The sequence below is a fragment of the Streptomyces sp. NPDC052682 genome, assembly GCF_040678435.1.
Taxonomy (GTDB): Bacteria; Actinomycetota; Actinomycetes; order Streptomycetales; family Streptomycetaceae; genus Streptomyces.
Window position 1 is genome coordinate 20,397 of record NZ_JBFATS010000028.1, and the last position, 17,141, is coordinate 37,537.

At 68.3% G+C, this 17,141-nt stretch carries 15 protein-coding genes and 5 pseudogenes; 13 read left to right on the forward strand and 7 right to left on the reverse strand.

Annotation, left to right across the window (positions count from 1 at the left end):
* Positions 1-96 precede the first annotated feature (96 nt).
* Positions 97-270: pseudogene (locus AB0K80_RS31440) on the reverse strand (acyl-CoA dehydrogenase family protein); the annotation flags it as partial.
* Positions 231-415 (reverse strand): annotated as a pseudogene (locus tag AB0K80_RS31445) (IS630 family transposase); the annotation flags it as partial. The pseudogenes AB0K80_RS31440 and AB0K80_RS31445, both read right to left, overlap by 40 nt.
* Positions 416-698: 283 nt before the next feature.
* Between AB0K80_RS31445 and AB0K80_RS31450 the strand changes: the two are divergent.
* The 5 genes from AB0K80_RS31450 to AB0K80_RS31470 all read left to right on the forward strand — a co-directional run bounded on the left by AB0K80_RS31450 (position 699) and on the right by AB0K80_RS31470 (position 6,055).
* Positions 699-1,676 carry an ABC transporter substrate-binding protein gene (locus AB0K80_RS31450; RefSeq protein WP_365675548.1) on the forward strand — a complete coding sequence of 326 codons (978 nt, stop codon included), beginning with the start codon at positions 699-701 and terminating at the stop codon, positions 1,674-1,676.
* Positions 1,673-2,545, forward strand: coding sequence for an ABC transporter permease (locus AB0K80_RS31455; protein ID WP_365675550.1), 873 nt, complete (start codon positions 1,673-1,675; stop codon positions 2,543-2,545). The genes AB0K80_RS31450 and AB0K80_RS31455 overlap by 4 nt, the downstream gene beginning before the upstream one ends.
* Positions 2,546-2,549: 4 nt before the next feature.
* Positions 2,550-3,341, forward strand: coding sequence for an ABC transporter permease (locus AB0K80_RS31460; RefSeq protein WP_365675551.1), 792 nt, complete (start codon positions 2,550-2,552; stop codon positions 3,339-3,341).
* A 14-nt stretch (positions 3,342-3,355) separates the two neighbouring features.
* Positions 3,356-4,204, forward strand: coding sequence for an ABC transporter ATP-binding protein (locus tag AB0K80_RS31465; RefSeq protein ID WP_365675553.1), 849 nt, complete (start codon positions 3,356-3,358; stop codon positions 4,202-4,204).
* A gap of 252 nt (positions 4,205-4,456) precedes the next feature.
* Positions 4,457-6,055: an IclR family transcriptional regulator C-terminal domain-containing protein gene (locus tag AB0K80_RS31470; protein ID WP_365675555.1), complete on the forward strand. Its 1,599-nt coding sequence runs from the start codon at positions 4,457-4,459 to the stop codon at positions 6,053-6,055.
* 64 nt (positions 6,056-6,119) lie between these two features.
* Here the strand turns inward: AB0K80_RS31470 and AB0K80_RS31475 are convergent, their stop codons facing one another.
* Together AB0K80_RS31475 and AB0K80_RS31480 are read right to left on the reverse strand one after the other, a co-directional pair.
* Positions 6,120-7,121, reverse strand: coding sequence for an alpha/beta hydrolase (locus tag AB0K80_RS31475; protein ID WP_266529911.1), 1,002 nt, complete (start codon positions 7,119-7,121; stop codon positions 6,120-6,122).
* A gap of 485 nt (positions 7,122-7,606) precedes the next feature.
* Positions 7,607-9,256, reverse strand: a complete 1,650-nt coding sequence (locus AB0K80_RS31480) for an IclR family transcriptional regulator C-terminal domain-containing protein (RefSeq protein ID WP_365675557.1) — start codon at positions 9,254-9,256, stop codon at positions 7,607-7,609.
* 104 nt (positions 9,257-9,360) lie between these two features.
* On the opposite strand from AB0K80_RS31480, the pseudogene AB0K80_RS31485 reads away from it, so the two are divergent.
* A pseudogene (locus tag AB0K80_RS31485) lies at positions 9,361-9,735 on the forward strand (AMP-binding protein); the annotation flags it as partial.
* A 66-nt stretch (positions 9,736-9,801) separates the two neighbouring features.
* A pseudogene (locus tag AB0K80_RS31490) lies at positions 9,802-9,933 on the forward strand (hypothetical protein); the annotation flags it as partial.
* Positions 9,934-10,259: 326 nt separating this feature from the next.
* On the opposite strand, the gene AB0K80_RS31495 reads toward AB0K80_RS31490, so the two are convergent.
* Complete coding sequence (locus AB0K80_RS31495) at positions 10,260-10,412, reverse strand: hypothetical protein (RefSeq protein ID WP_365675559.1); 153 nt, start codon at positions 10,410-10,412, stop codon at positions 10,260-10,262.
* 386 nt (positions 10,413-10,798) lie between these two features.
* Here AB0K80_RS31495 and AB0K80_RS31500 point away from each other — a divergent pair, with 386 nt between their 5' ends.
* Positions 10,799-11,032, forward strand: a complete 234-nt coding sequence (locus AB0K80_RS31500) for a hypothetical protein (RefSeq protein WP_365675561.1) — start codon at positions 10,799-10,801, stop codon at positions 11,030-11,032.
* Between the two features lie 239 nt (positions 11,033-11,271).
* Here the strand turns inward: AB0K80_RS31500 and AB0K80_RS31505 are convergent, their stop codons facing one another.
* A complete protein-coding gene (locus AB0K80_RS31505) occupies positions 11,272-11,646 on the reverse strand; it encodes a hypothetical protein (RefSeq protein ID WP_365675606.1) in 375 nt (124 codons plus the stop codon).
* A 141-nt stretch (positions 11,647-11,787) separates the two neighbouring features.
* On the opposite strand from AB0K80_RS31505, the gene AB0K80_RS31510 reads away from it, so the two are divergent.
* Entirely contained in the window at positions 11,788-12,048 is a 261-nt protein-coding gene (locus AB0K80_RS31510; RefSeq protein ID WP_365675562.1) for a hypothetical protein, read from the forward strand.
* A 345-nt stretch (positions 12,049-12,393) separates the two neighbouring features.
* On the forward strand, positions 12,394-14,397 hold the full coding sequence (locus AB0K80_RS31515) for a ricin-type beta-trefoil lectin domain protein (protein WP_365675564.1): 2,004 nt from the start codon (positions 12,394-12,396) through the stop codon (positions 14,395-14,397).
* Positions 14,398-14,778: 381 nt separating this feature from the next.
* On the opposite strand, the gene AB0K80_RS31520 is transcribed toward AB0K80_RS31515, so the two are convergent.
* On the reverse strand, positions 14,779-15,372 hold the full coding sequence (locus AB0K80_RS31520) for a hypothetical protein (protein WP_365675566.1): 594 nt from the start codon (positions 15,370-15,372) through the stop codon (positions 14,779-14,781).
* Positions 15,373-15,651: 279 nt separating this feature from the next.
* Between AB0K80_RS31520 and AB0K80_RS31525 the strand changes: the two are divergent.
* From AB0K80_RS31525 to AB0K80_RS31535, 3 genes and pseudogenes are all read left to right on the forward strand, one after another.
* Positions 15,652-15,810 (forward strand): annotated as a pseudogene (locus AB0K80_RS31525) (ParA family protein); the annotation flags it as partial.
* Positions 15,811-16,389: 579 nt separating this feature from the next.
* Entirely contained in the window at positions 16,390-16,761 is a 372-nt protein-coding gene (locus AB0K80_RS31530) for a response regulator (protein WP_365675567.1), read from the forward strand.
* Positions 16,761-17,135, forward strand: coding sequence for a response regulator (locus AB0K80_RS31535; protein WP_365675569.1), 375 nt, complete (start codon positions 16,761-16,763; stop codon positions 17,133-17,135). The genes AB0K80_RS31530 and AB0K80_RS31535 overlap by 1 nt, the downstream gene beginning before the upstream one ends.
* The last annotated feature ends 6 nt before the right edge of the window (positions 17,136-17,141 follow it).

The following is a 17,141-nucleotide window of genomic DNA, read 5'->3' on the forward strand; positions in this document are numbered from 1 at the left end:
TCGTGGCGCGTCAGTGAAGGAGAGGCTTGCCGATGGCCTCCTTATGATCTCTGTGGTGCCGGCGAACGGCGTGCCGGCGCGGGTGCCGCCGAAGTCCCTGACGATCGGGCACTCCGTCATGTAGCCGTAGTTGCCGTGCAGTTGCGGGCACCGGGAGGCGAGTTGCTGCAGGCGCTCGGTCACCCACCACGTGGCCATCGCCGTCTCGGTGGCCGTCAGGCGGTCGGCGGTCAGTTCGCCGACGCAGCGGTCCGTGAAGATCTGGGCGATCTCCGTCTGCCCTTCTCACTGCGGATGCGGGCGCGTTTCTTGCGTGGGGCGGTGAGTGTGTCGGGATGGCGGGCAGTGGCGGTGCGCCAGCGCAGGTAGCGGTGCAGGGCCGGGCCTGGGCAGGGTGGCTGCGATGGCAGGAGTTGACCGATGCTCAGGGTGATTGAAGTGGGCAGACGCGGGACGCTGCGGGGTGAAGCCGTGTCGCCGCGACAGCCGCCCGAGGGTCGCCACTGAGTACTGACCCCTGGCATTCAGCCGCTACGGAGATCGTCGTGGGCCCCCGCGCCGGAACGCGTAGCGCTTGATCCCCGGCTACCTGTAGGCCACCTATTGACGCACCCCGGGCGGGGCCATAGCCTCCGCACGTCTTGTTCGGCACACGGACAAGATTTCGCAGTGCGCACATAGTCTCGTCAGGAGGGGCCATGCGAAGGCGCGCGTTTGGGTTTGCCGCAGCGGTGGTGACGGTCGCGGTCGCGACCGGATGCGGATCCTCGTCTTCTGCGACCGGCGGGGCGTCGCCCTCGGACGGGAGCAAGACCACGCAGGTCAAAGTAGGAGTCATCCCCATCGTCGATGTGGCGCCGCTGTACCTGGGGGAGAAGAAGGGGTTCTTCAGTAGTCGCGGTATCAAGTTGGAGATGGTGACGGCCCAAGGTGGAGCCGCGATCATCCCTGGTGTCGTGAGCGGCCAGTTCCAGTTCGGATTCAGCAACGTCACCTCGCTGATGATCGCCCAGACCAAGGGGGTGCCGGTCAAGTCCGTGGTCAACGGTGCCGCCACCACCGGTGTCACCGGCAAGGACCTCACCGGGGTGGCCGTCAAGAAGGGCAGCTCGGTCAAGTCCGCCAAAGACCTCGCCGGGAAGACAGTGGCGGTCAACACCCTGCAGAACATCGGTGACACCACGGTCCGCGAGGCGGTGCGCAAGGACGGCGGCGATCCCTCGAAGGTCAAGTTCGTCGAGATGCCGTTCGACCAGATGCCGGCCGCGCTGGCCGGCGGCCGGGTCGACGCCGCCTGGATGGCCGAGCCCGCACTGGCCATCGCCAAGAGCCAGGGCGCGCGTGTCGTGGCGTCGCCGTTCGCCGACACCGATCCCAAGCTCACCGTCGCGACCTACTTCGCCTCCACCAAGCTGACGAAGGAGAACCCCGAGCTGGTGAAGAAGTTCACCGAGGCGATGACCGAGTCGCTGCAGTACGCCTCCGACCACCCCGACGAAGCGCGCCAGACGCTCACCACCTACACCAAGATCAACGGCGACGTGCTGAAGAGCCTGACGCTGCCGAACTGGCCGGCGCAGTACGACATGGCGTCCCTGGAGAAGCTGGCCTCCCTCGGAGAGAAGGACGGCATCTTCGGCGGCAAGAAGCCCGATCTGAACGCCCTGTTCTCATGAGCGGTCGCGGAAGCACTCCTGTGCTGTCGAAGACCGCCGGCGCCGCCGGGACCGGTGTCGGTCCCGGCGGGCCGGGGTCCGGCCGGGAGCGGCGCATCCGGGAGAAGGCCGCCACTCCGTTGCGCGGGGCAGCCGGCCTGGTGGGGCTGGCGGTCCTGCTCGAGGTGCTGCCGCACACCGGTCTGGTCTCCGCCGACTACCTCCCTCCGGCGTCCGAGATGGGCCGGGCTCTGTGGCGTCTGCTCGCCCAGGAAGCGTTCTGGACCGCTTTCGGCGACACCCTGACCGGGTGGGGCATCGGGTTGGCCGTCGCCGTCGTGGCGGGCGTGGCAGCCGGCATCGTGATCGGGTCGGTGCCCCTGCTGCGGGCAGCCACCGCGTCGACCATCGAGTTCCTGCGGCCCATCCCGTCGGTGGCTCTGATCCCGGTGGCGGTGCTGCTGTACGGCACGGACCTGAGGTCGAAGCTGCTGCTGGTGGTGTACGCCTCCTTTTGGCAGGTGATTGTCCAGGTGCTGGCCGGGATGCAAGACGTCGACCCGGTCGCCGAGGACACTGCCCGCAGCTACCGGATGGGGACCTGGGGGCGGGTGCGCTACGTCATGTGGCCCACCGCACTGCCGTATGTGATGACGGGTGTGCGGCTTGCCGCCACCGTGGCTCTGGTCCTGGCGATCACCGCGGAACTCGTCATCGGCTCGCCGGGCCTGGGCAACCAGATCGCCGTCGCCCAGACCTCCGGTGCCGTGCCCGACGTCTACGCCCTGGTCCTGGTCACCGGGCTGCTGGGAATCGCCATCAATCTGGTGGCACGGATCGTGGAGCGTCGGACGCTGCACTGGCATCAATCCGTCCGCAGGGAGGGGTAGCCGGATGATCCGGACGTCTGTCCTCAATATGACCCGACGGGCCCTGCTGGTCCTTGGCCTGCCTCTGACGCTGTTCAGTGTGTGGTGGCTCGCCACCGCCGGCAGCACGGACTTCTACGTCCCGCCTCTGTCCGTCATCCTTCAGAAGTTCACGGAGGTATGGACGGGTGAGCGGCTGGCCTCGGACGTGGGGCCCAGCCTGGTCCGCTTGACCGCCGGTTACCTACTGGCCGTTGTCATCGGAGTCGGCCTCGGACTGGTGGTTGGCACGAGCCGCCTCGTGCGGGACGTCCTGGAGCCGGTCCTGGAGCTCTTCCGGGCCATTCCGCCTCCCGTGCTGGTACCGGTGATCATGCTCTTCGCGGGCATCGGCGACACCATGAAGGTGCTTGTCATCGTCAGCGGCTGCATGTGGCCGATCCTGCTCAACACCGTCGAAGGCGTCCGCGCCGTCGACGAGGTGCTCAGCGACACCTGCCGGTCCTACGGCATCACCGGCCCCTCCCGTCTGTGGCACCTCGTGCTGCGCTCGGCGAGCCCGCAGATCGTCACCGGCATGCGGCAGTCGCTGTCGATCGGGATCATCCTCATGGTCATCAGCGAGATGTTCGCCGCCAGCAACGGGCTCGGCTTCACGATCGTGCAGTTCCAGCGCACCTTCGCCATCCCCGAGATGTGGAGCGGCGTCCTATTGCTCGGCCTGCTCGGATTCGTCCTGTCGCTGCTCTTCCGGCTCGCCGAGAACCGGGTCCTGGCCTGGTACCACGGCCTGCGCCGCGCCCAGCGCAACCCCTGACAAGGAGACGAGCGATGCTCGACGTACGCAACCTGCAGAAGATCTACACCGGACGGCACCGCAACGTCGAGGCCCTGCGGGACCTGACCTTTCACATCGGTGCCGGTGAACTCGTCTGCCTCGTGGGCCCTTCGGGATGCGGCAAGACCACCCTGCTGAAGTGCATGGCCGGACTGCTGACCCCTACCGGCGGCGAGGTGCGCCTGGACGGCAGCCCGGTCACCGGGCCCCCGCCCGGCATGGCAGTGGTCTTCCAGGAGTACGGCCGCTCCCTGTTCGCCTGGATGAACGTCCGCGACAACGTCGCCCTCCCGCTGCGCCGCAAGAAACTCGGCAAGGCCCGCGAGAAGGAGCTGGTCGACCACGCCCTGGAAGTGGTCGGTCTCGCCGACGCCCACCAGGCCTACCCGTGGCAGCTCTCCGGAGGAATGCAGCAGCGCGTCGCCATCGCCCGCGCCGTCGCCTTCGAACCGAAGGTGCTGCTCATGGACGAGCCGTTCGCCGCGGTCGATGCGCAGACCCGTGCCGAACTGGAGGACCTCATCCGGCGGTTGTGGCACGAACTGGGCGTCACCGTCCTGTTCGTCACTCACGACATCGACGAGGCGGTCTACCTCGGTCAGCGCACCATCATCCTCTCCACGTCACCGACCGTCGTGCAGGAGGACCTGACCATCGATCTGCCGGACGAACGCGACCAGTTGCACACTCGCTCCAGCGCCCGGTTCACCGAGCTGCGCGCCCACGTGTACGAGCAGATCCAGAAGGCCAAACACGGGACCGGGGACGCTGACGCATCGCCGTTCGCCCGCAGTCAGAACCTCCCCCCAGGACCTGCAGCGACCGGAATCCTGACATCTTGATCGACACTCGTTTGCGCGGCACGGCGACACCTCGAAGACGGCGGTCCGTGCGGAGTCCGTAGCGGTGGCCGGCCTGGGCCGACGCTTCACTGCCGGGACAGGCCCGACCAGCCCTCCCCCGGCCCGCCGGACCACCTGTAGGAGACCGCCGACCGCCGCCGCGGAGAGCTCATGCCACGGATCCGTGCCCTCCCTCCTGCACTGCCGGTGGTGGCTCAGGCGCCGCCCCCGGAGGCTGCCGTCGCACCTCTGATGCGCGGGATCTTCGTACTGCGCGAGCTCACCGACGTCGGTGGGTCGGCGAGCCTCAGCGACCTGGGCCGGGCAACGGGCCTCGCACGCGCCGTCGATCGCGTCACCGGAACACTTGCCCACATGGGCTACCTACGCCTCGGCGGCAGCAGCGCGGTCCTTGCTCCTCGACTCATGGAGCTGGGTAACGCCTACCTGGCCGCTCTGCGTCTCCCAGACCTTCTGGGCACCCACGCGGACAGCCTTGCCGACGCACTCGACGAGTCGGTCTCCCTCGCGGTGGCGGACGGGGACGGCATTCGCTTCATCCACCAGGCGATCCGCCGCCGCACCTTGTCGCTGAGCTTCCGCCTCGGCGACCTGTTGCCGGCCGAACGCACGGCACCGGGCCCGCTGTTGGCAACCGAATGGGACACGCAAGGCTGGGCGCTCTGGGAGCAGCGACAGATCGACGATTCCGAATACCGCGGCTTCCCGACCGTTCCCCCTCGGCCGCAAGGCGCGGCCACGGACTTCAGACAGCGGGTGGAACAGGCGCGTGCGCGCGGTTGGGCGCTGGACGACCAACTGATCGAGCCGGGCCTTGTCGCGGTATCCGTCCCGGTTCGCGCCCCGGACGGCCGGATCGTGTGTGTGGCGAGCCTCGTGAGCCACACCAGCCGGCACAGCGCGGCATCACTGCGTGAATCTCTGTTGCCCAGCCTTCGCAGCACAGTGAGGGTCATGGAACAGGAGTTGGCAGACTCCCCGCCCTGCGAACCTCTCAGCGCGCCCTCCGGCCTCGCCGCATGGGCGAGCACCGCGAAACAGGAACTGGGCGGGGAGTTCATCACCTCCCTGGCCCGGGGTTTGACTGTTGTCACCGCGTTCGGTGAGGGACGTGCCGAGCTGACGCTCTCAGAAGTCGCCGAAACCACCGGCCTGCCCCGTGCCACGGCGCGACGCGCCCTGATCACTCTGGAGTACCTCGGCTATGTCACACGGCACCAACGGGGGTTCCGACTCGCTCCACGGGTGCTCTCCCTCGGTTTCCCCCCGTTGTCCAAGACGTCACTCGCCCGCATCGCACACCCGCACCTCGTCGCTCTCACCGGGAGGGTTCGGGACTCGACATCTCTGGCCGTGCTCACCGGCAACGACGTCCAGTGCGCGGCCGCGGTGGCAGCGGGAGGCATCATGGACGCCGACATCGCCGTGGGCGCACGCCTGCCCGCCCACGCGACCTCCACGGGCCGCGTCCTGCTCGCGAACCTGCCGGACGAGGAACTTTCGGCCCTGCTGGCGCGTACGCAGATGAGGGCGCCGACCCCGTTCACCATCACCACCGCCCACGACCTCACAGCCGTCCTCGACCTTGTGCGTGAGGAGGGGCACGCCCTGGTCGACGGGGAACTGGAAGAAGGTCTTCGCTCCGTCGCCGTACCGGTACGCGACCGCGACGGCAGCTGTCTCGCGGCGATCAACGTCACCGGGCACAGGAGCCGGGGATCGGCTGACGAGTGCGTCACGACCACTCTTCCGGAACTGCGTGCCACAGCTGCGCTCATTGAAGCCGACTTGCACACGGCTCGACGATTCGTTCGGGTTCCGATCACCTGAACGAGCACGGGCGTCACCACGGCGGCCGCCACCAGCCACATGATCGGTGGCGGCCGTCGGCCGTCTAGCGTGCGCTGGGGCGCAGTTGCGCCTCAAGGAAGGTGACGATGGTCTGCCAGGACGGGGTCACCGGACGAGGCGGTGTGGTGTGACCGTCCCACGTGGTCTCCTCATAAGCGTCCTTGCGGGTGTCGGGGTCGCTCAGCATGTCGAAGAGCGGGCCGTGGCCGGCGTGCGGGAAGGAAACGAAACGCACCTCGTCGCCTGCGGAGGCCAGTGCGTCGCGGAGCAGCCGGCCCTGGTGATAGGGCACCAGAGGATCCTGCTCGCCGTGGAAGATCAGGAACGGCGGTGTGCGCCGACCGCCGACGTAGGTCAGCGGGCTCGCGGCCGCGACCTTGTCCGGGCAGTCGTTGATGGGGCAGCCGAGCAACAGCGACTCGGGCGAACGCGCGTCTTCATGGCAACCGGTGAGTCCCAAGACGGTGTTGAAGAACGTGCAGTTGTCCAGCATGTGCGCGTCCATCTGCGAGAAGTCGGTCGGCGGATAGAACGGCAGGGCCGCCTGAACCGCACTCGAGGGACCGCGTACACCGACATCGCCCTCCAGCGCCGGGATGTCCCCGGTGACCCCGGCCATCGCCGCGGTCCAGCCGCCAGAGGAGTCGCCCATGATCGCGAAGCGCTGGGGGTCGAGGTTGTAGGTCTTCGCGTGCGCGCGCAGCCAGCGGATGGCGCCCTTGATGTCATAGAGCTGGGCCGGGAACTTGGCCTGAGAGCTGGAACGGATCGACACACCCGCGACCGCGAACCCGTACGGGTTGAGCTCGGCGGCGACCTTGTCGGCCCCTTGGCGACCGTTGTCGGCCATCCACGCCGAGCCGGCAGAGAAGATCACCAGCGGTACCGGCCGCGATGAACGCGGGACATAGAGGTCCAACAGGTGCCCCTGGCTGTCGGCCGGCTGGGCAGGCGCATAGGCGACGTCCTTGGTGACATTCACCGCCACGGGCGCGGGCGTGGACGGGGTCGCGAATCCGGACGCGGCGGTCATCGCCACCGCCATGACCCCCCCTGCAAGGGCCAGCAGAAGGCGGCTCCTCGGCACGGCTGGCAGTAGACGCCGGAACATCATGTTCGCTCCTCTTCGAGTGCGGCGCAGTCGGCAGATGCCGTCGTCGGAGCCGGCGGAGCGGCCGGGGTGACGGCGGGCGTGACGTACAGACGTTTCGCCTGGCGAGCGGTGCGCATACGAAATGCGGGCGGAAGGGGCCGACCGCGTGTAGCCTCCCACCTCCCTGCTTGTTCGCGTAGCGAAATGGATTTCGCTGTGCGGTGTGGGCATGAGTGTGGGACCGACACGCTTCGGTGTCAATGCTGAAGAAGGGGGCCTCGCGACCCCAGGGGTCCACGCCAGCTCTTCTCAGAGCCCGGACCTCGCAGACCGACATGCCGAACGGCAAGGCGATGAGACCGCAGCACGCAGGAGTGCAACGAAGCACACCTCGGTGCCAGGGCTGAGGAGACACCTGGACGCGGTGGTCCGTCAGGTCAGCTGGAGCGTCCGGAGTGGGGTACGGCAGAGAGATCAGCCTCGACCGCTTCAGCCGTCGCAAGGAGTGCTGGCAGGACCTGCTCGAAGCACTCGGCGATGGTGCGCCGACTGGGGTGCATGGCTACGTTGATCGCAGCCAGCACCTCGCCGTCCTTGCCGCGCACGGGTACGGCCATCGATCGCAGGCCGACTTCGAGTTCCTCGTCGACCAGGGCGTAGCCGCAGTCGGCCGTCCTCTCAAGAAGCCTGAGAAGTTCGTCGACTTCCGTCACCGTGTTCGGGGTGAGCCGTGCGAGCGGCGAGGCGGCGAGCAGTGCGGCACATTCGTCTCTGGGGACGTCGGCGAGCAGGACCCGGCCCATGGAGGTGGCGTAAGCGGGCAGGCGGGTGCCCACGGAGGCCTCGACCGTCACCAAGCGGAAGCTGGCGGCGCGGGCGACGTAGACGATCTCCGAGCCGGAAAGCACTGACATCGACACAGAGTCCGAGAGCCGACGGGACAGCTCCGTCAGATGTGGCTGGGCCAACTGCGACAACGTCAGACGCGACAGCGGGGCGTAGCCGAGGGAAAGGATCGCGGCGTTGGGACGGTACAGCCCTCCCCGGTTCGTGATGTAGCCGAGGTGGTCCAGGGTGATGAGAGCACGCCGCGCGGTGGCACGCGGCAGACCGGTGATACGAGCGACGTCGGAGCTCTTGAGGGCGTGGCGGCCCTCACCGAAGGCTGTCAGCACGCTCAGGCCGCGGGCGAGGGACTCGACGAAGTCGCGGCCGGTCGTGAGAGTCCTGGTGTCCTCCACCCGCCTGCCCATGGGTCCGGACCGTGACACCGGTTGCTGTCGGCCCAGTTCCCGCTCCATGTCCGCTGCGGCACGGCGGGCGGCCGGCAGTGCGGCCCGCGCCAGGGCTTCGGCGCTCGGATAGCGCCCGATGAGGCTGACGACGTTCACCACGCAGAGGAGGTCTCCGTCGGGACCGTGGACGGGGACGCCGAAGGCGATCAGGCCCGGTTCCAACCACTGGTCGTCGAGGGACCAGCCCTCGGATCTGGCAGCGGCGGCACGTTCGCGAAGGTCATTCGTACACGCCTGAGCGTGCCCCGGCCCTCGCACGCAGTGGTGCTCTGCCTGATGCCGTTCCCACTCGTCAGAGCTCCAGGTAGCGGCCAGCAGAGCGCCGGGCGCCGAGGCGTCGAGCGGCAGCCGGTCGCCGATGCTGCAGACGATGCCCATCCGGCGGTCCCGCTTGGACGAGTGGACGAAGTGGGCGCCGTGCTGGTCCGGGACGGTCAACGTGACGACTTCGTCCAGTTCCTCGGCCAGAGCGTCGGCGTGGGGCCCAAGCAGCTCGGGAATTCTCACGGCGGACAGGTAGGCATTGCCCACTTCCAGCAACGGGGGTGCCAGCATTACCTCGCGTCCCTCGACGCGGAGATAGCCCAGAGAGCCCAAGGTGCTCGTGATGCGGTCGAGAGTGGCCCGGGGCAGGCTCGTGCGATGGGCGAGCTGCTGCAAGTCCTCTCGCCCGCCTGCCTCTGTCAGCGCCCTGAGGACGGCGATCCCACGCATCAGCGGGCCGACCACCTCGGCAGGCGTGTGCTCCGTTACGAGCTCGTCCACCCCGCGGGCTACGACCTCGGCCGCCATGCTCTCTCCTTGCTTCCGTGCAGGCCACGGTACACCGGCGTTGACGTGGGCACCCTCAAGGACCAGGTGAGTAGTCGGAGGGCTGGAACCAGGTCCGCTCCGACACTTCGTCCCTGCGCTTCGGAGTCTGCGGCGCGGCACCCGCCCCCGTCGAGCTGCTGACCCGGTTCGAGGTCCGTTACGGGTTCCCGCTTGTCGAGGGGTACGGTCTGTCCGAGGGAACCTGCGCATCCACCATCAATCCTGTCGCGGGCCCTCAACGCGCCGGAACCGTGGGACTGCCCTTCCCCGGCCAGGAAATCCGGATCGTCGACGCCGACGGCAGCGAAGTGCCGCCGGACGTAGAGGGAGAGGTTGTCGTGCGGGCCCCAACGTCATGCGGGGCCACCTCGGCCGCCCGGAAGAAACAGCCAAAGTCATCGTCGACGGCTGGCTGCACACCGGCGATGTGGGCCGGCTCGACGCCGACGGATACCTGACCCTGGTCGGACGTTCACCGGTGACCCGTCTGTGCTCGAGGCCGCCGTGATCGGCGTCCTGACGAGAAATGGGGACAAGTGGTCGTCGCCTACGTCCAGCCCCGACCGGGCCGGACCGTCGATCCGACGGCACTGCAGGAGCTCTGCGCGCACAGCCTCACAGGCTTCAAGCGCCCGACCGCGTTCTTCGTGGTGTAAGCCATCGCGAAGAACGCGGTCGGAAAGATCGACAAGGTCTCGCTGCGCGCTGCCCACGCCGAGGTCTCTGTGCGGTCCTGACCTCCATGGATGGCGCTTGCGGCTGTCTCCGGTGGCGGCCTCAGCTCCGTGTCAGGGGCCGAGTCCAGTTCCGGGGCTCCCCGGAACTTCGCGAGTTTCGCCACTCGCCCGGCCTGCCGGGGACATCCGCGGAGTTGCTCGCAAGGGCCTTCGGCCGGGCGGTGCCCCCAGGGGTGACCACGAACGAGCAGGTCGGGAAAAATCCTGTCCGTCCTGTCCTGGTTCAGTTTCCCGCAGTCCGGCGCCTACTGTGCGGCCAAGTCCGCGGAGTGGTCGCTCAGCAACGCGCTGCGCGGTTCGTAGGAGAAGTTGCCGGTGTCGGCCTCGGTGAGGATCCCGAGTTTGACCAGGCGCAGGACTCCCTCTGGTGCGGGTGGTGCAGGGATGCCGACTGTCACGCCGTCCGCATTTCGAACCACGTTCGTGAATTCGGCCAGAAGAGAGGTCCTGCGCAGCACCTCGTCAACGCTTCTGTCACAACAGCGAAACGCCGAACCGACCCACATCGACAAGGCCGGTCTCTTTTTGAGAGCTCATGAACGGCGGTTTCGGTGATCGGTTCCTCCATGTTCGCTCTTGCACGGTTTCCACGCCGCTGCCTGTGCCGTCGCCTCGAGCATCAACGGGCCGACACCGTCGCTGCGGCTCGGCAACTGCCCGGCCGTTGCTGCGCGTGCGCGGCAATCGGGCGGCAGGTTCACGTCACAGAACAACGACAGCGCCGTCACCTGGCTCCCACCTGCCGCACCATTCCCATCAGTGCCAAACAGTCCCAGGAGGAAACATGCGCACCCGTACAGCCATCACAGCCGTCCTGCTCGCCCTCGTCGCTACGACAGCCGCCTGCAGCAGCAGCAGCGACAAGCCCGACCTCGCCGCCTGTAAGGCCGCTTTGGAGAAGCAGGTCAAGGAGTTCAAGGGCACACAAAGCAAGCGCCCCGACGCCTGCGACGACGTCGACGCCAAGACCATGGACCAGTACATCCAGGAGATCTTCGACGACCAGACGACCAAGTAAGTCGAGGACCGCGGCTGCCCACCAGGCGAGGCGTCAGAGCAGGGCGGCCCCGTCAGTTCGGGGTTGAGCGTCGGCTGAGCCAACTGTCAGCCAGGCAGTGAAAACGCCGAGAGTCCCGGTCCAGACGGGATCTGGACCGGGGCTCTGTCGTAGGCCCTGTGGGACCTCAGCGGGCGGTTCGTAAGGTGATGCGTTTCTGGCTTAGGTGGGAGCAAGGCCGCTGGTGAAGGTTCTGTCGGCTATTGCTTCCTGGCGAAGTTGCCGGTGTCGGCCTCGGTGAGGATCCCGAGTTTGACCAGGCGTTTCAGTTTGGCGCGGGTGCCTTCGACGTTCTTCGGCAGCAGTTCGTGGCCGAGGGCTTCGCAGACGTCCTTGGCCCGCAGTGGTCCGGTCGCGTGGTTGAAGGCGGCGAGGATGCGGGGGTAGTCCGGGTGCTCGGGCAGGTCCGGTGCGACGGCCGGGAGCCGGTCGGCGAGGCCGGTGACGGCCTTGCGGGTGATCGTGAGGTGGTCCAGGTGCGTCTCGGCCTCCCGCAACCGGGTCTGCAGGTGGTCGAGCTGGGCACGGAGGTCGTCGGCCAGGGCCCGGGCTGCGTCTTCCTGGAGCCAGGGCAAGAACGTCCGGTCGTCCGCATCTTCTGAGGCGTCAGGGTCGGCCGGTGCCGCGTGTACCGCCTCGATGTACGAGAGCGGATCGCCCGGGCCGAAGTCCTCCGACAGTTCCTTGCGCAGCTCGCGCAGCACGACGATCGCCATGTGATCACCTTCGGTGCGGACCGCCGTGGCCGCATCCCGGGCGGCCGCAAGTTCCTGGCGGGTGTCGCGGACGGCCCGTGCGAGGGCGATACGCACGTCATCGCGACGGCCCGGGCGATCCTCCGCGACGGCGGCCGCCGCCCCGAGGACCAGACCGCTATCGCCGTCCACGGCGGACCCACACCCGAGGACGAGGCCGTTGTGCTGCGCATCTGGCCCGAGCGCGGCGAACCGCGCGACCCGGACGGACCGCCGTTCTAGGACCGCATGACGACCGAAGAGCACGCCCGGTGGCACCACCGACTCCCGACCGAATCACCGACGACGTCCAGGAGGACGAAGCAGCGCCGCAACGACGTCGTTCGTCAGCACGGCCGGCGGGTACCGGGGCAACGAGCGGGGCGAGGCGCTTCGCCCCGCGTGCCGGGGCACCGGTTGTAGGGAGTGGCGCCGGGGCACGTAGCCGAACGGCCGCCAAGGGCTATCACCCCGTTCTGCCACAGCCGTTGACTTCCACCCCGTGCAGCTCTACTTTCGGCCAGCCAAAACGTTCGGCACGCCGATCCTTGTTCGAGATATCGATCCGAAATCGCTCGAAGGAGCCGCATGTTCCCCGCCCCCCGCACCGGCGCCCCTGACCTCAGGCGGCGTTGCAGATCCGCCGCAGTACGCGCCCTCGCCCTCGCGACCACCGCCACGGTCGCTCTGGTCCTCGCTCAGCCGGGGCCGGCACCGACCCCGGACACCCCGCTCGACGTGCGGCCCGTGGCCGTGACCAACCGTCAGATCCCGGTACCGGAAGCCCCCATGGGCTGGGCCTCCTGGAACGCGTTCGCCGCCAAGGTGGACTACGACGTCATCAAGAAGCAGGTCGACGCGTTCGTCGCCGCCGGGCTTCCCGAGGCCGGATACGAGTACATCAACATCGACGAGGGCTGGTGGCAGGGCACCCGCGACAGCGCGGGCAACATCACGGTCGACGAGGCCGAGTGGCCCGGCGGCATGAAGGCCATCGCCGACTACATCCACAGCAAGGGACTCAAGGCCGGCATCTACACCGACGCCGGCAAGGACGGCTGCGGCTACTACTTCCCCACCGGCCGCCCCGCCGCGCCCGGCAGCGGCAGCGAGGGCCACTACGTCCAGGACATGACCCAGTTCTCCCGCTGGGGCTTCGACTTCGTGAAGGTCGACTGGTGCGGCGGCGACCGCGAGGGCCTCGACCCGAAGACCACCTACCAGGCGATCAGCGACGCCGTGACGCAGGCCGCCGCCACCACCGGCCGCCCGCTCGCCCTCTCCCTGTGCAACTGGGGCTACTCCAACCCCTGGAACTGGGCGCCGGGCATGGGCCCGATGTGGCGCACCAACACCGACATCTTCTTCCACGGCGGGACACCGTCGTACGCCAACGTCCTCACGGCCTTCGACCGCAACATCCACCCCACCGCCCAGCACACCGGCTACTACAACGACGCCGACATGATGGTCGCCGGGATGAACGGCCTGACCGCCGCCCAGAACCGCTCCCACATGAACCTGTGGGCGATCTCCGGCGCGCCGCTGCTCACCGGCCTCGATCTGACCACCATGTCCGCCGACACCAGGAGTGTCCTGACCAACCCCGAGGTCATCGCCGTCGACCAGGACCCGCGCGGTCTCCAGGGCGTCAAGGTCGCCGAGGACACCTCCGGCCTCCAGGTGTACGGCAAGGTCCTCTCCGGCACCGGCAACCGCGCCGTCGTCCTGCTCAACCGCACCTCCACCACGCAGAACATGACGGTCCGCTGGTCCGACCTGGGTCTGACGAACGCCGCCGCGACCGTACGTGACCTGTGGGCGCGGCAGAACGTCGGCACACCCGGCACAAGCTACACGACCAGCGTCCCCGCGGGCGGTTCCGTGATGCTCACGGTCACCGGGGGCACCGAGCAGCCGGCGGCCACCTACAACGGCACGGCGAGCTTCTCCGGGGTCAGCGTCGGCAGCACCGGCCTGAAGACCGTCGACGTCTCCTACACCAACACCTCGTCCTCGGCCCGTGTCGGCACCCTCACGGTCAACGGCCAGACCCCGACGAAGGTCTCCTTCCCGCCGACCGGCTCCACCCCCGGCAGCATCTCCGTGCAGGTCGGCCTCACCAAGGGCACCGCCAACACGATCGCCTTCTCGGGAGCCCCCACCCTCGAAGGCATCGTCGTCCGGCCGCTGCCCGGCACCGACGCCACCCTCGTCACCGGCACCCAGTCCGGCCGCTGCGCGGACATCAACGACAACACCATCACCAACGGCACCGACGCCCAGCTGTGGACCTGCAACGGCGGCCTCAACCAGCAATGGTCGTACAGCAGCACCCGCAAGGAACTGGTGGTGTACGGCAACAAGTGCCTCGACGCCTACAACCACGGCACCACCAACGGCACCCGCGTCGTCATCTGGAACTGCACCGGCGGCACCAACCAGAAGTGGAACGTCAACGCCGACGGCACGATCACCAATGTCAACGCCGGGCTCTGCCTGGACGCCTACCAGGCGGCGACCGCCAACGGCACGAAGCTCGTGCTGTGGGCCTGCAACGGTCAGAACAACCAGAAGTGGAGCCTGACATGAGCGACATGACCCATTCGCTGAGGATTTCGCTGACATTGCCCGGATAAGCCGGGAGCGGTACGAGCCTCACCGGCACCAGCTGGTGGAACAGGGATTCGCCGAAGACGCGGTGAAAGTCTGCCTGAAGGAACTCACCCCCCGGCAGAAGCGACTCGACGATGCAGCCGCCCGGCGGGCTCAGAAGGCCAGCGAATCGACCAGCTGACCTGCCGCGATAACACCAGACTCATCGAAGGGCCCCGCCGCCGGGAAGCTGGCGTGGGGCCCTTCGTCGTACGTTTGCGCTACGCGTCCAGTTTCCTCTGGAGTACCGCCCGGGCGGCCTGCTGGCGCCCGATGTGGAACGCAGGGCGGCCGTTGCCCAGGCGCGCGGCGCACGGCTTACCGACTGGGTGCCCCGCACGCCGGGCACCGGAGCGCCGTGACCTGCTCTGGCGAGGCAGCGCGGGTGTTCGCCGACTTGTACGGGTTCCCCCTGCTGCCCTTACGTCGGGTGGCCTCCTTCGCGGCCGCGGACTGCGCGGCTCGCTTGGCGCGTTCCTCCGGAGTCACCGTGCGACGTGCAGCCCGCTTGTCCTCCAGGACCTCCGCGCCCTTCTGCACAACCACCCTGACCGCCTCCGGACTGCTGCCCTGGCCGGTCGACGCGCGGTACATCTCCACCCGTGCCCGGTGGCCCTGGCGGAGCGTGCACGGCTGCCCCGGCTCGCGGCCACAGGCGGGACACTCGACCGTGAGGAGCTGCTCCATCGTGGGCAGGGGCGGCGGCTTCTTCTGCCCCAACGCCTTACGGCGCGGTTTTTTCGGGACGTCCCGCACCGCCTTCTGCGGCGCCTCCACCTCGACCGTGCCGTCCGGGCGCGTGATGGTGACCGGTCCCGCCGGCGGCTGGCTGTAAGACCGCAGGGCAGGGGCGGCGTTGTGGTGCTGCCCGGTCCTGTCCCCGCTGCCGTGACGGCGTGCCCGTCGTGACACCCGCGCCTCCTCAAAGTAGGTGGCCGGCCTCCTCGCCCCACTGCGGAGTGTGGACACCGAGGCGTCCGGGCGAGGAGGCCGGGCGCTCGTACCGAACCGGTTCGCCTGCGCGTCGACCGGGTGTCTGGCGGACGTGACCCCCCAGGGGGTTAGGTTCCGGGGCATGACCGAATCACCGAGGACGGCCCTGCCGTCCCTGCACAGCCCTCCGGGGGCGACCGCCTGGAGAGCGTCACGGCCTGGGACGCCGACACCCCGTATCAAGCATGGCGGCCGCAGATCCTCGTACCACCGACGTTCCGCCCGGCGGAGCCGACCAGGGTGTACGTCGTCGTGAACCAGAAGGGCGGCGCGGGCAAGACCACGAGCGCCGTGGAGCTCGCCGCCGCGTGGGCTGCGGCCGGGTACCGGGTGCGCGTCATCGACGCCGACCACCAGGAGGCCGCCCTGTCTGTGTGGCTGTTGCCGCAGTACCCGAAGGAGGGCCCCCGCCACTCGCAGCGGTCGGTGTTCTTCGACGAGTGCAGCCTGGCAGAGGCCACCTACCCGACGCTGTTAGACAACGCCCCGAACCACCACCGAACTCGTCCCGGCCCTCCGGCTCCCATGACCACTCCCGCACCCGGCCGGTACCGGGTCACCCTCACGGTCGACGGCCGGGCCGTCGCCCACGGCTGGTGGAACGCCCTGCGGCGGCGCGGGCAGCGCGCTGGTGGAAGCTTCCCCGCTGCCCAGGGAGAACACGGCCAGCACGGCCGTGAGGGTCAGACATGCGCGGCGGCCGCGCAACCGGAATCTCATTTCAGGCCCTTCCTTCAGCGGCTGGCACACGTACGTGAGCCGGATTTGTCCATATTGATGTCCGGATGGCTATAAGGAACGTGGTGTCGAAGCGCCGTGTGTGTCGTGCGTCGGCGCGTCGTTGCCAGGAGGCGGAACCTTTCGCGCGGATGCGGTATATGTCCAGCAATGTGACATTGATCTTGAGAGTTCCCGCTCTCCTGACAGGAGGCCGTGGTGGAGCATCCGCATGTGCTGGTGATCGAGGATGAGCTGGATCTGCGGGTACTGCTGGAGCGGCATCTGCGGGCACTGGGGTGTCGGGTGTCGGCAGCAGAGAACGGCGTGAAGGGCCTGGAGCTGGCGTTCGCGGATCCGCCGGACATGGTGATCATCGACATTCTGCTGCCGGATATCGACGGCCGGGAGATCGTGCGCCGGCTGCGTGCGGACGAGCGGACCAGGAGGTGTCATCTGGTGGTTTCCTCCGTGCTTGATCCGCCGGATCTGCTCTATCTGGCGACGGAGCTGTTGGCCAAGCCGTTCGGGCGGGCGTCGGTGACCGAGATCGTCGACTCCTACAGAGCCTCCCAGGCCCCGGAGGACTGATGGCCCACGTGCTGGTCGCGGACGACGACACGGACATCCGGGAGCTGGTCGCGTTCAAGCTGACGCAGGACGGCCATGAGGTGACGGCCGTCGAAGACGGCCTGCAGGCGCTGCAGACCATCCAGGACCACAAAGTGGATCTTGCCCTGCTGGATATCCGCATGCCGGGAATGTCCGGACTGGAGGTCTGCCGTCAGTTGCGTGCCGCCGCCCCGACCGCGGTGCTGCCGATCGTTCTGATCACCGCCCGCTCCCAGGAAGACGATGTGGAGGCGGGTTTTGCCGCGGGTGCGGACGACTACATCACCAAGCCGTTCAGTCCGCGGGAGCTGTCCAGCCGGGTCGAGGCGGTGCTGGCCAGGGCCGGCCGGTGACGTCTG

Coding starts and splice junctions, on each gene's coding strand:
- AB0K80_RS31450 (WP_365675548.1), top strand. CDS start 699: ATGCGAAGGCGCGCGTTTGGGTTTGCCGCAGCGGTGGTGACGGTCGCG.
- AB0K80_RS31455 (WP_365675550.1), top strand. CDS start 1,673: ATGAGCGGTCGCGGAAGCACTCCTGTGCTGTCGAAGACCGCCGGCGCC.
- AB0K80_RS31460 (WP_365675551.1), top strand. CDS start 2,550: ATGATCCGGACGTCTGTCCTCAATATGACCCGACGGGCCCTGCTGGTC.
- AB0K80_RS31465 (WP_365675553.1), top strand. CDS start 3,356: ATGCTCGACGTACGCAACCTGCAGAAGATCTACACCGGACGGCACCGC.
- AB0K80_RS31470 (WP_365675555.1), top strand. CDS start 4,457: ATGCGCGGGATCTTCGTACTGCGCGAGCTCACCGACGTCGGTGGGTCG.
- AB0K80_RS31475 (WP_266529911.1), bottom strand. CDS start 7,121: ATGGCGGTGGCGATGACCGCCGCGTCCGGATTCGCGACCCCGTCCACG.
- AB0K80_RS31480 (WP_365675557.1), bottom strand. CDS start 9,256: ATGGCGGCCGAGGTCGTAGCCCGCGGGGTGGACGAGCTCGTAACGGAG.
- AB0K80_RS31500 (WP_365675561.1), top strand. CDS start 10,799: ATGCGCACCCGTACAGCCATCACAGCCGTCCTGCTCGCCCTCGTCGCT.
- AB0K80_RS31515 (WP_365675564.1), top strand. CDS start 12,394: ATGTTCCCCGCCCCCCGCACCGGCGCCCCTGACCTCAGGCGGCGTTGC.
- AB0K80_RS31535 (WP_365675569.1), top strand. CDS start 16,761: ATGGCCCACGTGCTGGTCGCGGACGACGACACGGACATCCGGGAGCTG.